We start from the raw sequence: 15,510 nt of genomic DNA, 5'->3' as shown, positions 1-15,510 counted from the left end.
GAGCAGAAAAAAAGTGAAACAACTGCCATATAAACCAGATATCCGGTGAATATCACGCAGAGGCATCAAGTATATAAAAGCAGGATGTTGTAAAATAGTTCCTTACATAGGGTATGTTTGCAATAAAAGGAGAAAGCACACAAGGGCGTAACCGAAATTTCACTTCATAATGTGGATTAATAAACCAGAACTTACGTTGGCGAATGGAATACCCTGTTTTACGAGCCAGACGCTCGAACATTTCAATGGTGGTACGACAGGATTTAATGTCAAGCAACTCAGCAATGCAGACTTCACTCTCCCCACAGATTTTCAACACACTGCGATAAAGAGGACGCGGTAATAAATGCAGAAATGGCCAGTGAGAAGCTACTTTACTATGGCAGATCTGTTGATGCCCTCCGAAGGGCATTTGCCAGGCAGGAAAACCAATAAATACAACTCCGCTGGGAGCCAGAAACTGCCGGATATGCTGCAACATTGATTTTTTATCACCAATATGCTCAATTACATCATGAATCAGGATAACGTCATACTTCTCTTTTTCAGGAGTCATATCAAAAACATTCACAGCCTTGAACTGTGCTGCACAACCCGATTCAGCAAAAAACTCACGGGCTTGCAGAATACGTGTTTCAGCCAGGTCAATGCCTGTTACAGAACACTGTCGCTCGGCAAAGGGCAAAAGATTCCCCCCGTCGCCACAACCTATCTCAAGAATACGGGTAGATGAAGTGATAGGAAAAAACTCTTCCAGGTAGGGAAGAAAATACTTTCGGCTACTAACAGCCAGTTCATCAAAGTAGCGTTTGCGATTGGTATGTCTGTCCTGCATCGTTATTTTGTATTCTATATTTTGACTACAAATCTATCCATTTCTCTGAAGTATTACAAAATAATCCTGGCATAATTTGATTATTCGGGAAAAAACACTATATTTGAAAATAAGAAATCTCATAAATATGGCTAATCCAAGACTGCCGGGAATACCCGAAACTGAAGAAATCCTCTTGTACGCCAAACTAAATGAGTACAATCGGGGAAGAACATCTTTCAAAGAAGCAGGTGCTTATCTCATAGTGCTACCACATCCGGGATATAATAGTTATTCGCTGTGGATTTACTCGCCGGAACCCCAAAAACAATCCATCTTATTCATACACGATCTTTCGACAGATATCTATGAAGCATTACGAATTGCCAGTACTATATTTTACTTCTCAAGACGCTGCCTGCTCATTGTGGAATATAATAAGAAAAGAATGTTGAGTAATGGAGATGATATTGTCTCTTTCGGAAAATACCGTGGGCACTATTTACACGAAATACTTAAAATAGATCCCGTATATATGAGCTGGATAGCTTATAAATATACCCCAAGAATCCCTAAACAAGAACGCTTTGTGGAAATTGCCAAAGTGTACCACTCCATACACCTGGACCTCATGCTACGGAAAGCAAAACAAAATCAGGAAACAGGACGTTTTCTGGGTAACATAGGTGATAAAGTAGCAGATCTGACCTTAAAAGTCATAAAGGTAAAAGTAGAGGATGACCCATATAAAACCCGGATAAACGGTACAACCGTACAGTTTTATATACGGCAGATTGTAACACTAACCGATACTTCCGGAAATCTAGTAGTTATCCGGTTCACGGCTAAAAGCCCAAGTGGAGAATCCTGCCGGATACCCGCCACGGAACATGCATATCAAACAGATGAAATAATACACATAAGTTCAGCGCGCGTGGCACGTATCTACAAAATACGTGGCTCGAAGTATACCCGCCTGAGCCACGTAAAATTACAGGAAGTTAGCGCTTACGCCAGTCGTCTTTAACAAAGCTGGCCGGATAGGATACTTTATCTATAACCTCTCCTTTCAAACGAATCCAGGAGGTGAAAGTACGGGTACCTTCATTCAGTTCGATCACCCGCGCTCCGTTAGGTAAGTGATTGTATACGGTGTTTCCTCCGGTATAACGCCCGTAGGCCAAAAGGATGCCTTTCCACATTACCGCATAATCATTGTCATGATCGTGTCCAACGAAAGTAGCCATAATATCACCCGATTCTTTCATCGCAGTAAACATACCCGAATTTATTTTCGGTGCGCAGGCCCTTTCCATACGTGTACCACGCAATATCGCATTTTCATCCTCGGCAGCTTCGTTGTATTCGGGCAGGGGGATGTGAAAGAAAGCAACGGCAGGCAACGGTTGACCATTATTAGCCGCTGTATAGGCGGCACTCTGATTGCGGTACCAGGCTATCTGATCAAACGTAAACCAATTGTAACCATCAACATCCTTCATTGGAGAATAAGAATGAGAATCCATGCAATAAAGCAAAGCAGCTTCCTTTGCATCAGAAGATGACTTTACAGCCAACACATAATCCGGTGATGAAACATTACCACGGTCGGGAAGAAGATTGTAGGGAACCTCACGAATTAAATCATAAAGTTGATCACGGGTCATCTTTTGCTCATCATCGTGGTTACCAAAAGTCACCACAAAAGGAATCTTACGGTTGGAAACCTGTTCTAATACCTTATGCATGCCACTGTCTGCAGGAGCAGCATAAATAACATCGCCGGTAAATACAACCAGATCGGGATGCTCGGTATCCAACACTTCATTGATGCGTTCGAGAGCAACATCTGAAGCCGGATTACCATATTTAAAGTGTACATCGGTAAATTGTACGATCTTAAACTTACCATCCTTGTTAAACTTAAGTTTTGTGTTTTGGGCAAAGCCAGATGTAGCACCCCAAAGGGAGAAAAGCAGCACAAACAGTACTTTTAATTTAATCATGATACTAATAATTTAAAGGTTAGAATATGTGTTTGGGTAGTTTATTTACAATCCGTTTTTTCAATCAATACAGTGGCATAGGCCGATATACCTTCTTCGCGACCTGTAAAGCCCAACTTCTCTGTTGTTGTAGCTTTAATAGAAACGTCATCCACATCTATATCCATCACTTCTGCGAGTTTCGTCTGCATAACAGAAATATGTGCTTTCAGTTTCGGACGTTCTGCACAGATAGTAGCATCGATATTTCCTACTCTATACCCCTTGGTTGCAATCAATTCAACAGTTCTCTTTAATAATATCTTACTGTCAACATTCTTAAACTCTCCGGCTGTATCGGGAAAGTGATAACCAATATCACGCATATTGGCAGCTCCCAGTAAAGCGTCACAAATTGCATGTATCAGAACGTCTGCATCAGAGTGCCCTAATAATCCTTTTTCATGTTCCAGGAGAATACCTCCTAACCATAATTCACGTCCTTCTACCAACTGATGAACGTCAAACCCAAAGCCTACACGTATCTTCATCTTTATATCTTTTTCTTTAAAATCAGTAAAAAATTAATTTCAGCCCGAAGCTATCCATTTTTCTCCGGATTACATCGAAGTTGGATGACTTTTTTAGGATTATTCACGTAGCAGAAGTAAGAAAAGCTACTAAAAAAGAAGAGGACGTGTCAGTAAAATCTTTGACACATCCTCTTGTTCTATTTGTATTATTCCGAAGTTATCTCCGACGACCAAATAAATCTCTGATACCGTCAAGATCAAAACCTAATGTGAAACGCAGTGTCTGGTCAAGCGGATTGCTTTGCGCAGTAGACACCAGGTAAGCAGCATCAAGAGAGAATACACTCATCTTAAATCCGGCACCAAAAGAGAAGTACTTACGATTACCCTTGTTTTCATGTTCATAGTGATAACCACCACGAACGGAGAATTGGTTATGATAAGTATATTCTACTCCTAAAGACCATTGAATCTCTTGCAACTCTTCCTTGAAACCGCCGGGAGCATCACTGAAGGATTTAAAAATACCTTTGATTGGAGAGATATCATTATAGCCCTCTGTTTGTAACCACTGGGTATACTCTGCCTGGGTCATATCTTCACCGAACTTTTCTTTATATTGCTCAAAAGTCGGACGCGTAGGTACCATCAGTTTATTTATATCAAGACTGAAAGCTATCGTATTATAATCGTCTATCGGAGCCAACAACGAACCACCTAAACGAAAATTAGTAGGCAGAAACTGGCTGGAATTACCTCCATCATAAGAGATTTTCGTACCAATATTAGAAAGGTTTAACCCGAAAGACAACATACACTCACGCTGCGCAAGCATGATATAATTTGTATAATAGAAAGCGATATCAGCAGCAAATGCAGAACCGGGAGAGACCTCCTCATCCTGTTTATAAGCCAAATCAGAGTAGATATAGCGCAAAGCAACAGCAGCAGAAAAACGCTCGGATAGCATACGCGAATAAGCCACATCTACTGCCATTTCATAAGGACTGATGCTATAGGTAGAACCTGTTGTAGCATCCCCTCCCATAGGCACTTCACCCAAAGAGAAATAGCGTAACGAACCACTGATCGCTTGGTAATCACCAATGCGATAATATCCGGCCAGATAAGCCAAGTCAATATCATTAACCAATTTACGCAACCAGGGAGTATAGGAGATAGATACACCTGCGCGCCCAATCGTAAACGGATACTTTGCCGGATTCCAGTATTGTGAGTTGTTATCCGGGTCGGTAGCAGCACCTACGTCTCCCATACCACCACCACGTGAGTCGGGAGCAATGCCGAGTGAATTGACACCTGTATTGATAGGATTGAACTGATCTTTCTGTGCCCACAAACTGACAGAGAAAGCAAAAAACAGTAGAAATGATATAAATATTTTCTTCATAACCAATCTTATGGATGTGTACATATAAACCGGATTTTCACTGATTTATTGTGCCAGAATGACTATTTTCTCGGTTTTCGTACTCTCCTTACTATCACCGGAAGTAATAGAAGCACGGTAAAGATAAATACCCGGTGACAGACGCTGACCGGCGTTACTACATAGATCCCAGTCTACATAATAATAACCACCGGAAGATATTCCCTGTTCATTGTGTACCCATAACTCCCGACCTGCAAAGTCACATACAGCTATACGTACATTCAGCTCTGAACCAGGGCGGTCATGCGAAAGAATAAATGTAGTACTTTCACGAGCCGGACTCTTGCTGCAAGTTATAGAGAACAATCCGGGGCGCAACCCTTTCACAACTTCAAATTCCAAAGATTTCACAGAAGAATTATTCATGATATCCCAGGCACGGAAAGTAAGAGTATGCTTACCCTCAGACAGGGCCGGAATTGAAAATGCAGCTGTCCCCTTGGTATAACTACCTGCAACCGGAGTATAATAATCATTCAAAGAATAGGTAAGTTTACCATCAATACAAAGAGAAAGATCATGTCCAATACCGTTTCCTACAGTATTGATTCCATCTTCATCCTCCAATTCCGCTACAAAATAAGGTGTTTCATTCACTAAGCCTCCCCATGGAAAATCAGGAGTATTCAGATATACCATTATATCAGGCCCTTCACCAGAGGTAGGAATATCATCGGCTGTTCCTCCTACGAGAAAACGATCAAAAACACCACCAGCTTCCCGCTTATCGGCATCACAAGCATAGAGATTCAACAACCCCTGCTCATTGGAATAATTAATATCTAACGGCACAGGGAAAGTCAGTTCAAAGCGACCATTACGTACAGAATCCATTCCGGAGAAAAGAATCTTGTTATGATCAGTATAAGTCACAGCTCCCTTATTTAACGTATTAAGGGTACTAATAGTCTCCTTGCTATCATAAACCAAGGGGTGAACCGTTCCTGTAAAATCATCAGCAGGCTTACCATCAGGAGTAAGAATATGTCCTTTCACCGTCACTTTAGCACCAGCTCTCATAAAAGGCAATTCATCAGACGGAGGACCATCGAACTCATCCACTACCACTTTATAATCAGGATAAGTAGGCATTATGGCAGGATCCCCCATCAGATTGAAATTCAATCTATTTCCCCCATCACTACTTGCTGCCAACTTTGCTAATCGAACTATATCTCCCAACCGCAATCGTTTACCATCCTGTAGAGTAAATAACTTATCCACAAAGTTATTATTCAAGATTTTGTTTGGATCATCATATACTACTCTTGCAGCCGAAACCATCGCAATAGCTCCCCCTTTCTTATTCAACAGAGCTAATTCACCAGCTGAAGTAGCCTCCGCATCAAAACGAGTAAACTCACATGATGCGGTAAACCATATAGATAAACGAGGAGATGATAGATTTACAACATCAGCAGAAGTCAATAAATTTTCTGATGACCAGGAAGTTGTACCACTATGCCCTGTATAATTAACGAGCAACAAGCCCTGATCTAACAATTGCAATAACCGCTTATTTGCCTGAGGATAACTATAGCCTGTAGCTGAAGATTCTCTCTTATAAGCATCTGCAAGGATACGTTCTCCGCGCATACCAGAAAGGGTCTTATTTACTCTATCGGCAAGATCACTAGCCTGTTCCATAAAGCCTATATCATCATCATTCCCTGCCGCATCATCTCCAACAAAGCAAGTCATCCGCTTCCAAGGACCTGCATTCTTATTATATATATAATCAATTGTCTTATCAACCACAGCTTTGGCTTCATCAACCACACGAACAGGAAAACGACCTACACCAATATCAGGAATACCACTGGTCAGCGAACTCACTTCACCTTTTACAAAACCAAAATAATCGTCAGTCATATAAGACTGTGTCTCATCCACCGAGTTTGGAAACTGGAAAGAAAGCAGGAAATCAGAAGGTTTATAATTCCTCCAACTTGCTGTAATCATGCGATTATCATAACTACAATCTCCAAAAAGTAATAGATACTTAATTCGATCTTCGGCAGAAGTCGCTTTATCATACAGCATCTTCATAAAACGACGATAAGCCGTAGCATCCGGAGTTCCGGATGAAAATTCATTGTATACTTGTGAAGCTTTCACTACCTCTACAGTAAGCCCATCCTTGTCACGATGTGCCTCTGCCAAACGTTCGGCTTGCTGAACAAAAGCAGTTCTGTCCGGCACAATAATCACCATGTCAATACCCTTCAATGCATGAAGGTTCTGATTAGAAACATCTCCCATACTCTCTACTCCACCAAAAGAAGCCGAAGTATTAACTGCCACAAATTCACGCAGGATATTACTAGCTGGAATAGTAAAGGTATAAGTGTCTCCACTCAAAGTTCCTTTGATCTGTTTATATTCTGAAGGCGAAGTAACATCCCATACAACAGTAGAAGAATTTGCACCGGAAATAACAAATGTACTTGCTTGCCCCTGAGATTGTAAAGCACGAAACGCAAGAGCCCCTCCATTCATCTGTAGCCGTTGTTTATAATTCAAGATAATATAATTCAATCGTCCTGAAATACCGGAAGCACGATTATGAGTAAGCTTTACAGTAACAGATTCCGACTTATCACCTGTCCAGAGTTGATCTAATGTACCTTCACCCGCCTTTATATAATGAGCATTAACGCTATTCGAATTAATTCCAGGAATAACTTGTGTACCAATATTTTGTCCATCAATAGCAACTGTCATTGTAGTGTTACCGGAAGAGCCTGCTCCCAAAGACCTTGCCGTAAAAACAACCCGGATACGGCCACTTTCATCGGTGATATTGGGAAGAGTAAAAGAATAACTTTGTGAATTACCTACCACATAGTCATAAGAATCATATAACTCCCGCCCTGAAGCCGCCCATGAATAAGCATCTGTCTCATGCAAAGCATATGCATCGAAAGTCTCAATAATATTAGAACTGCTACCGGTACCATCTTCCACAGGAAACTCGGCCGGCTTTTCATCACTCTCCGTCAGGAAGTAATAAGCATTATCCGAATAGAAATTCTTTATACGGACAAAAGTATCACCGGTTTTCTTCCAATGAAGGGTACCACGGGCATAAAACAAGACTCCATCGCCTCCACGATATAAAGGCACCTCGGGAAGATCATCAGCGGGGTGCTCTGAGAATTTCTCCGAAAGCAGATACCCCCCATAACCATAGATCCGCACCTTATCCGGATTAAAGAATCCCATTTTCCTTAATTCAGCCTGCGTAATACGATAAACTCCGGTATCAGAGACACGTATTTTCACAAATCGTCCGGAAGAAAGAACTGAATTTTCAGTAGTTGCTAATGTGGCTGCTCTTGTTGCTGCAAGGGTAGTAGCAGAAATCGGTGTACTAATAACAGAAAGCTTAAAAGAATTAATGCGTTGATAAATTCCCTTCCGGTAAACTACCGGAACGAACCGTACATTTAAAGAAGCTTTATCAGCAGATGTAACTACAGAAACCTCAGCCTGAGGATAATCGGGCAAAGTTACCCCTTTCGCTATTAGCTCAACGACAGCTTCGGGAGTCAGATCTACAAACTCCGGAAACTCAATCTTTACATCATAGTTATTTAAATAGAAATCGTCAGACAAAGGAATGCTTTCAGAAATTTCCGGAAGAGTTTGGACAGCAGGTAACTTCTGCCAGTCCAGCGTAATAAAACGATCCTGAGCTGAAACCGGAAATACGATAAACAATATGAGAATGTAAAGTACCCTGTACATAATAAGCATAGATTAATTTGCTAATGTGCCGGTTACCATGCAAATGTTATCACGCAGCCAACATTCTATTGGCAAACAGGCATATTACCTTATATAAAAATCGAGTAGCTTATCTCCTTCAAGGTATCCTTGCAGGTGCTGACCTACACTAACGGGACCTACTCCTGCGGGAGTACCCGTAAATAACAGGTCGCCAATTTTCAATGTCACAAAACGGCTCACATACGCAATAATATCATCCACATGAAATAACATGTCTGCCGTACATCCACTCTGCACCTCTTGTCCGTCAATTGTCAGGTTAAAATGTAACTGCTGAATATCAGCAAAGCGTTCAACCGGGACAAATGTGCCAATAGCTGCCGAGCTATCGAATCCCTTACAGAGTTCCCAAGGTCCGCCGAATTCACGAAAACGGCGTTGCAGATCACGAGCAGTAAAATCAATTCCAACGGTCACTGCATCATAGTAACGATGCGCAAAACGTGGGGCGATATTCTTACCTAAGCGGTTAATGCGTACTACCAATTCTGTTTCATAATGCACCTCGTCCGAAAAGTCGGGGATAAAGAATGGCTTACCGTCTTTCAGTATCGCCGAATCGGGCTTCATGAAGATAACCGGCTCTTGATTTATTAACGTATGTCCCAGCTCTTTATTGTGCTGAGTATAGTTCATTCCTACAGCGATAATCTTCATTATTTGATTTCGTTAAAATTCAATCGGTTAAACATAACAGCCAAATGGGCATAAAGGGAAGTATTCTGTACTACGATATTTTCAGGAACACGGATACGGAACGGTGTAAAGTTCCAAACAGCTTTAATGCCTCCCGCCACCATTACATCAGTAATACATTGCGCTATCTCAATAGGAACAGTAAGCACACCAATATGTACGTCATATTCCTGCATCTTCTTTGCAAATTCATCCGAATGAAAAATAGGAATACCATTCAGACTGGTACCTACCAAAGCAGGATTCACATCGAAAGCAGCCACTATTTCCAGACCAAAGTGTTTCAAGCCTGAGTCCTGCAACAATGCTCCACCCAAACTACCAACACCAAAAAGAAAAGCTTTATGAATATCTGTAAAGCCAAGAAAGTGCTCCAGAACAGCAATTAAGGTATCTACCTCATAGCCCACACGCGTACGCCCGGAAATATTAACGTAAGACAAGTCTTTCGCAATCTGTGAAGCATCTACATTGATTTCCTTGGATATCTGTGTAGAAGAAACGTAACGTTCCCCTCTCTGCTTCAGCAACTTAACATTAGACAAGTACCACGGTAGTCTGCGCAAAGTAGGTTCCGGCACCCTCATATTATCTTTATGCTGTATCTGACGATCCATTGTCACTTCTTTCATGCTTTAAGATTAGAGATTGGCAAATTTACATTATTTTTTCTGAAATACAACAGAGATGTCATAGAAGCTTAACATTATTTCTACATAGCAACTTAATACTCCCTGAACATTGCCAAAGGAATACTTACAGATACTCCAACCGAATGAAACTTCAGGCAATCAAAACCTACAAAAACTCCCGCCCGTAGTATTTCAGAAAGTCCCACAGAATAACCTATTTCCGTATAAGATTTCCGGCCATATACAACTACCGAACGGAGATGCAACGCTTCATCAAACCTCTTCTTTCTCAGAAAAGGAAGTTGCTTCAACAACAGATAAGGAGTATACCAGGAAAGATTGGCCTGCGCCCAACGGGTGTTATTAGAATAAGCGTAGTTATCAAGCAAAGCGAAGCCCGTATCAAACGTTCGTTCCGTAAACGGCAGACTTGTTGTTGCAAAATGTTTAAAATCGGGAAATTGCATCTTGTCAACATCCCCAAAAGCACCTGCATTCACATACCAATTAAAATTATTAAACATGCCGAATTCAACCTTTTGCCGCGCCGAAAACTCAGTCAGATGATAAGAAGGGGATGGTTTCATTCCATCCAAAGGAAATGCACGGTCATAACGGAGTGTAAAGGTTGGAAAGCGAGACTCCTCATAAACTTTTCTTCCACGTATCATTCGGTAATAATGTGCCGGTGTATATTCCAACACAAACGAAGCTTTTAATAATTCATTCTCTGGCATCGGTACAAAAGAACTATTGGCGGGAATATTAGGTTCTGCTTTTCGCTTAAACCAGCTCCTCGATATATGATTCTCCAGCATTTTGCGTTGCTGCCAGGTAAGTGATGCAGAAAAAAGCAACCCATTGGTCAACTCTATTTCATGCCCAATAAACAAGAAACGCTTATCATACAACTTCACATCATTGCGCCCAAAGAAAGAGGAAGCAACAGAGTTTATTAACCTGGATTCTCCGCTTTCTCCATTATAATCGGAAGAAAGTACACCACCCGACAATAAAAATTGTCCATTACGCCGCGGAGCATAATTCAATGTTATTTTCCCTTCTCCTACCAGCGATTTACGGGCAGTAGTATAATAGATGGATGGAGATAGCCGAAGAGTTGCAGTCTCCGATAATTTAATTCCCCCTTCCAAACGCGCTCCTAACCAGAATCCATCCACAAAATTATATTCAGGAATGTATGAAGGCAATCCATATAAACTTAACCAAGCCTTTTTGTTCTTAGTCCGGTATGTATCTTCTACAAAAAAAGCCTGCAAAACCTTTCTTGTGATAGAACGTCCTTTTACACTATCTTTCCGAAGTGAATCTTTCGGAGCTATCAATTTTTCTTTATTAATATAACTTTGGATCTCTTCCGGTTTTAAAGGAACACTACGAACTGCCGCCCAGTAGAGAGAATCTTTTTTATCTGCCAATGAGTCAGTTGCTACATTCCAACGGTCGGCAAGTGATCTCCGCTCATACTTATGCTCAGATTTTAACGTATCGGACGTTACAATTGATTTCTCCATCAGCTTGGATAACTTATAAGCCTCGCTCATTGTCAAATCTTCTTTTGCAGAGAGTTCTTTTATCTGCTTCTGTACCTTTTCCTGTTTCTTCGTGATTTTTGGATCAGCTACCGTAGCCTTAGATGTCTTTTGTTCCTGTATCCCAGATCCGCCAACAGTTTCTACACGTTCATAATGTACCGAAGCTAAATAAGACGCTTCCGCCTTGAGCCCCATCATATCAATTGTGCATTCCATACTGGTAGAAGTAGCTAAAAAAGCAGAAGGCTGCACTTCTTTACAAGTCACTTTTACCATGGCTTTTAATCCGCTCATACGAACCGAAAGACTGGCTGCAGAAACACACCAGAGATCTTCAACAATATACAGATCGCCCGCCACTAATTGCGGATTATCTTTCTTAGGAATCACCTTGATTTTATTTATCATATGACCACCTTCGGCATAAAAGCCTTCCATTTTGAAACGGTAATAAGAAAAGGCACCTTTACTCAATGGAGATACCTTATCAAAAATGGTAGGATTATAAAGATTGACAGTTGCCAGCCCCATGCTTATCTTAATCTCTTCCGGAAAAGTATTACTATAAGCTTTCACCGTATCTTTCCAAGTATTGGGAGCTTTGAACGTAACTTTACGCTGTTCTTCCAGCAAGAAAAGTTTCCCCAACATTTTCTTCGACTCCGTTCTTACCTCCTTGGATAGTTTTAATACAGCAGGAATACTTTTCACTTTCCCTGTACCCTTCAAATAGGTTTCAGCAGTAAAACCAGTTACTTGAGTCCGATAATAGGGCGCATTGGCTATCGCTCTTCGCATAACGGCATACGCAGGATCTTCCGCTCCTTTCACCACACTTACCTCATTCAGAGAATAGATACGTTCAGCAAGTACAACATTCTTCTCTAATCCACCGGCAGGCATCTGTATAGAAAGACTCTGACCTGTATATCCCAGCGAAGAAATCTCACAAGTATAATGTCCAGGTTTAAGTTCTGTTTGAAAGCACCCATTATCATCTGTAGTAAATCCCCATCTCAATTCCTTCAAATAAAGAGATGCATAAGGCACCGGTTCTCCTTTCTCATTTGCAATTCTCCCTTTAAACACTTGTGCTATAGAAGGTAAAGTTAAGAAACAGAATATTATAAACCATAAATATCTTTTCATTCCAGTTTTGTTTTACTAAGTAATCGTTCTAAATTATATGATACTATTACTGAAACGCAGATTATCGCAGATTCACGCAAAGAATATCATCGCTCAAGTATAGCGCAGCCATTTAATCTGCGATCATTTGCGTTTCAATAAAAAGCTGTCATAGTTACTACTTATCATAATATATGTATTAGACGACAAAAAGCACAAAAGATTGCAAGGATCAATACAAAATATTACTTTTGCCCAAAAGCAAAGATAAGCTGCCCCTCGACATAAAAAATGAATGAGTTCATTTTATTCTACTCCCGGTTTGCATTATCTTTGACCTTATATAAAAGAATAAATGATATGAAGAATAATGACTGGAAAGAACGATTGAATGTGGTTTATTCTACAAACCCGGATTTCAATTATGAAATGGATGACGATGAGGAACAGGTAACACTTGCCCCCGCCCAGCAAAACCTACGCGTACAACTGGACCGTAAAAACCGGGGTGGAAAGGTAGTAACACTCATCACCGGTTTTGTCGGTACCGACAATGACCTGAAAGAATTGGGAAAGCAACTAAAAACCAAATGCGGTGTAGGAGGAGCAGCAAAAGATGGAGAAATCATGATACAAGGCGATTTCAAACAAAAAATACTTGAACTCCTAAAAAAAGAAGGTTATACAAGAACCAAACCCATAGGTTAGTGGTGCTTCCCGCACGGGGAGGTGCGACAGGCGATGAATAATATATAATGCAAAACAAGAAAACGGCCGCTATGGAACTATTTCCGAGCGGCCGTTTTTATATTTTTTATTACTGAATTATTCAGCTCTTAAAGTAAAGCGTTTGAATGCAGTAACAGTCAGATCTTTATCTACTGACTTCAGGTATTCAGCAACAGTCATTTTACCATCCTGAATGTATTCTTGCTTCAACAAGCAAACCTCTTTGTAGAACTTGCTGATACGACCCATAGCGATCTTTTCAATCATGTTCTCAGGTTTACCTTCCTGACGAGCTTTGTCAGCTGCAATTTCTTTTTCTTTTTCCAATACATCAGCAGGTACACCAGCTTCGTCCACTGCAATCGGGTTCATTGCAGCAACCTGCATAGCAACCTCGTGACCAACCTTCGGATCTACTTCTTTGCTCAAAGCAACCATTGTACAAAGGAAGTTCTTACCCTGGTGGTTGTAAGTAGCAATAGCAGAACCTTCCAGAGTCATGTAACCATCCAGTTCCATTTTTTCTCCAGTGATACCACTTCTGTCTGTTACAGCCTGAGCAATAGTAACGTCACCCATTGGCAAAGCCTGTACTTCTTCCAGAGTCTTGCACTTGTTAGCTACAGCAGCATCCAGAATATCCTGAGTTAATTTAATAAAATCTTCATTTTTAGCAACGAAGTCAGTTTCGCATTTCAAAGCAATGATAGCCCCAAAACCATCAGCAACTTTCACGAGTACACAACCTTCTGAAGCTTCGCGGTCAGAACGTTTTGCAGCAACTGCCTGTCCTTTTTCACGGATAATTTTCATAGCGCCATCAAAGTCACCATTAGCTTCTGTCAACGCATTTTTGCAATCCATCATACCAGCTCCGGTCATTTTGCGCAGCTTGGTTATATCAGCCATTGTTACAGCCATAATATTTTCCTATTTTAAGTTCGTTTATAAAAAAAGTAGTCAAGTATTAAGTAGTTAAGTAGTCAAGTAGAATGTTGGCTACAAAAAGTAGAAGTATTGCTACTTACTACTTAACTACTTACTACTGACTACTTACAATATATTAAGCCTCTTCGTCTTCCTTAATGAAAGCAGCAGCTTTAGCTGCATTGATTGCTTCTTCGTCGGACTTATCGAGTCTAGCCTTAGTTGATTTTTTCTTGCCTTTGTTAGCAGGAGCTTCACCAGCTGCTTCCATATCAATTTTCTCAGCTTTTCTTTCTTCCAAACCTTCCTGCATAGCAGCGCAGCAAGCTTCAAGAATTACTTCGATTGATTTAGTAGCATCATCATTTGCCGGAATTACGAAATCTACATTTGAAGGATCTGAGTTAGTATCAACAATACCAAATACAGGAATACCCAAACGGTTAGCTTCGCGAACAGCGATGTTTTCTTTCATTACGTCAATTACGAACAGAGCAGAAGGCAAACGAGTCAGGTCAGCGATAGAACCCAATGTTTTGTCCAACTTAGCACGCTGACGAGAGATCTGAAGGATTTCTCTTTTAGAAAGATTAGAGTAAGTACCATCGTTAGTCAACTTATCGATAGTAGCCATCTTTTTCACAGCCTTACGGATAGTAGGGAAGTTAGTCAACATACCACCCGGCCAGCGTTCGATAACATAAGGCATATTTACAGATGCAGCTTTATCAGCTACAACTTGTTTAGCTTGTTTTTTAGTAGCAACAAAAAGGACTTTCTTGCCTGATTTTGCAATTTGTTTCAAAGCTTCAGCAGCTTCGTCTACTTTTGCAACAGTTTTGTGGAGGTCAATGATGTGAATACCATTGCGTTCCATGAAAATATAAGGAGCCATTGCGGGGTTCCACTTTCTTTTAAGGTGTCCGAAGTGGCAACCGGCTTCCAGTAATGTATCAAAATTTGTTCTTGACATCTTGTTTTTTCTTTAAATCGTTTACTTTCTTTTTTGTTTTTTCTAAACCAACCGCCGGGTAGTCTATGAGCAGAGTCCCAGTAGTTTAGATACTAAACATATTCCTCGGTCAGGCAGCCCATTAACGCTTGCTGAACTGGAATCTTCTACGAGCTTTCGGCTGTCCCGGTTTCTTACGCTCAACAGAACGCGGGTCACGAGTCATAAAGCCTTCTGCACGAAGAGCAGCTTTATCTTCAGCATTCATCTTAACCAGTGCACGAGCAATAGCTAAACGCAATGCTTGAGACTG

General features: G+C 40.9%; 13 protein-coding genes. 2 read left to right on the top strand and 11 right to left on the bottom strand.

Translation table 11 applies throughout. The features are described 5' to 3' along the window. Positions 1–52 precede the first annotated feature (52 nt). Positions 53–835 (bottom strand): class I SAM-dependent methyltransferase, encoded by a 783-nt coding sequence (locus tag QX565_RS02940; protein ID WP_288508085.1) that lies wholly within the window; start codon positions 833–835, stop codon positions 53–55. A gap of 127 nt (positions 836–962) precedes the next feature. Between QX565_RS02940 and QX565_RS02935 the strand changes: the two genes are divergently transcribed. Next, the gene (locus QX565_RS02935) at positions 963–1,841 is read left to right on the top strand and encodes an exodeoxyribonuclease X C-terminal domain-containing protein (protein ID WP_195571678.1); all 879 of its coding nucleotides are present in this window, start codon (positions 963–965) and stop codon (positions 1,839–1,841) included. Here QX565_RS02935 and QX565_RS02930 read toward each other — a convergent pair. The 7 genes from QX565_RS02930 to QX565_RS02900 form a co-directional block, all read right to left on the bottom strand. Next, on the bottom strand, positions 1,816–2,820 hold the full coding sequence (locus QX565_RS02930) for a metallophosphoesterase family protein (protein WP_195350438.1): 1,005 nt from the start codon (positions 2,818–2,820) through the stop codon (positions 1,816–1,818). The two genes, QX565_RS02935 and QX565_RS02930, sit on opposite strands and share 26 nt — an antisense overlap. 41 nt (positions 2,821–2,861) lie before the next feature. Next, positions 2,862–3,350, bottom strand: a complete 489-nt coding sequence (ispF, locus tag QX565_RS02925) for a 2-C-methyl-D-erythritol 2,4-cyclodiphosphate synthase (RefSeq protein WP_002562273.1) — start codon at positions 3,348–3,350, stop codon at positions 2,862–2,864. A gap of 199 nt (positions 3,351–3,549) precedes the next feature. Further along, entirely contained in the window at positions 3,550–4,743 is a 1,194-nt protein-coding gene (gene porV / locus QX565_RS02920) for a type IX secretion system outer membrane channel protein PorV (protein WP_221649743.1), read from the bottom strand. A gap of 45 nt (positions 4,744–4,788) precedes the next feature. Then, complete coding sequence (gene porU, locus QX565_RS02915) at positions 4,789–8,535, bottom strand: type IX secretion system sortase PorU (protein WP_289291184.1); 3,747 nt, start codon at positions 8,533–8,535, stop codon at positions 4,789–4,791. An 84-nt stretch (positions 8,536–8,619) separates the two neighbouring features. Continuing rightward, entirely contained in the window at positions 8,620–9,234 is a 615-nt protein-coding gene (locus tag QX565_RS02910; RefSeq protein ID WP_002562276.1) for a fumarylacetoacetate hydrolase family protein, read from the bottom strand. Next, entirely contained in the window at positions 9,234–9,896 is a 663-nt protein-coding gene (locus QX565_RS02905; RefSeq protein ID WP_025867468.1) for a redox-sensing transcriptional repressor Rex, read from the bottom strand. The genes QX565_RS02910 and QX565_RS02905 overlap by 1 nt, the downstream gene beginning before the upstream one ends. A gap of 101 nt (positions 9,897–9,997) precedes the next feature. Then, positions 9,998–12,610 carry a DUF5686 and carboxypeptidase regulatory-like domain-containing protein gene (locus QX565_RS02900; RefSeq protein WP_289291181.1) on the bottom strand — a complete coding sequence of 871 codons (2,613 nt, stop codon included), beginning with the start codon at positions 12,608–12,610 and terminating at the stop codon, positions 9,998–10,000. 339 nt (positions 12,611–12,949) lie between these two features. Here QX565_RS02900 and QX565_RS02895 point away from each other — a divergent pair, with 339 nt between their 5' ends. After that, positions 12,950–13,297, top strand: coding sequence for a translation initiation factor (locus QX565_RS02895; protein WP_002562279.1), 348 nt, complete (start codon positions 12,950–12,952; stop codon positions 13,295–13,297). A gap of 117 nt (positions 13,298–13,414) precedes the next feature. Here the strand turns inward: QX565_RS02895 and tsf are convergent, their stop codons facing one another. From tsf to rpsI, 3 genes are all read right to left on the bottom strand, one after another. Then, the gene (gene tsf / locus QX565_RS02890; protein WP_195350428.1) at positions 13,415–14,239 is read right to left on the bottom strand and encodes a translation elongation factor Ts; all 825 of its coding nucleotides are present in this window, start codon (positions 14,237–14,239) and stop codon (positions 13,415–13,417) included. A 142-nt stretch (positions 14,240–14,381) separates the two neighbouring features. Beyond that, a complete protein-coding gene (rpsB, locus tag QX565_RS02885; RefSeq protein WP_002562281.1) occupies positions 14,382–15,218 on the bottom strand; it encodes a 30S ribosomal protein S2 in 837 nt (278 codons plus the stop codon). 121 nt (positions 15,219–15,339) lie between these two features. Further along, a partial coding sequence (rpsI, locus tag QX565_RS02880) for a 30S ribosomal protein S9 (RefSeq protein ID WP_289291209.1) occupies positions 15,340–15,510 on the bottom strand: 171 nt, incomplete at its 5' end.

Source organism: Bacteroides sp. 41_26, from assembly GCF_949740115.1.
Lineage (GTDB): Bacteria > Bacteroidota > Bacteroidia > Bacteroidales > Bacteroidaceae > Bacteroides > Bacteroides nordii.
Note: the sequence above shows the minus strand (reverse complement) of the source record. Positions and strands in the feature narration are given on the sequence as shown.

Coding starts and splice junctions, on each gene's coding strand:
- rpsB (WP_002562281.1), bottom strand. CDS start 15,218: ATGTCAAGAACAAATTTTGATACATTACTGGAAGCCGGTTGCCACTTC.
- tsf (WP_195350428.1), bottom strand. CDS start 14,239: ATGGCTGTAACAATGGCTGATATAACCAAGCTGCGCAAAATGACCGGA.
- QX565_RS02900 (WP_289291181.1), bottom strand. CDS start 12,610: ATGAAAAGATATTTATGGTTTATAATATTCTGTTTCTTAACTTTACCT.
- QX565_RS02895 (WP_002562279.1), top strand. CDS start 12,950: ATGAAGAATAATGACTGGAAAGAACGATTGAATGTGGTTTATTCTACA.
- QX565_RS02930 (WP_195350438.1), bottom strand. CDS start 2,820: ATGATTAAATTAAAAGTACTGTTTGTGCTGCTTTTCTCCCTTTGGGGT.
- QX565_RS02940 (WP_288508085.1), bottom strand. CDS start 835: ATGCAGGACAGACATACCAATCGCAAACGCTACTTTGATGAACTGGCT.
- ispF (WP_002562273.1), bottom strand. CDS start 3,350: ATGAAGATACGTGTAGGCTTTGGGTTTGACGTTCATCAGTTGGTAGAA.
- QX565_RS02935 (WP_195571678.1), top strand. CDS start 963: ATGGCTAATCCAAGACTGCCGGGAATACCCGAAACTGAAGAAATCCTC.
- porU (WP_289291184.1), bottom strand. CDS start 8,535: ATGTACAGGGTACTTTACATTCTCATATTGTTTATCGTATTTCCGGTT.
- QX565_RS02910 (WP_002562276.1), bottom strand. CDS start 9,234: ATGAAGATTATCGCTGTAGGAATGAACTATACTCAGCACAATAAAGAG.
- porV (WP_221649743.1), bottom strand. CDS start 4,743: ATGAAGAAAATATTTATATCATTTCTACTGTTTTTTGCTTTCTCTGTC.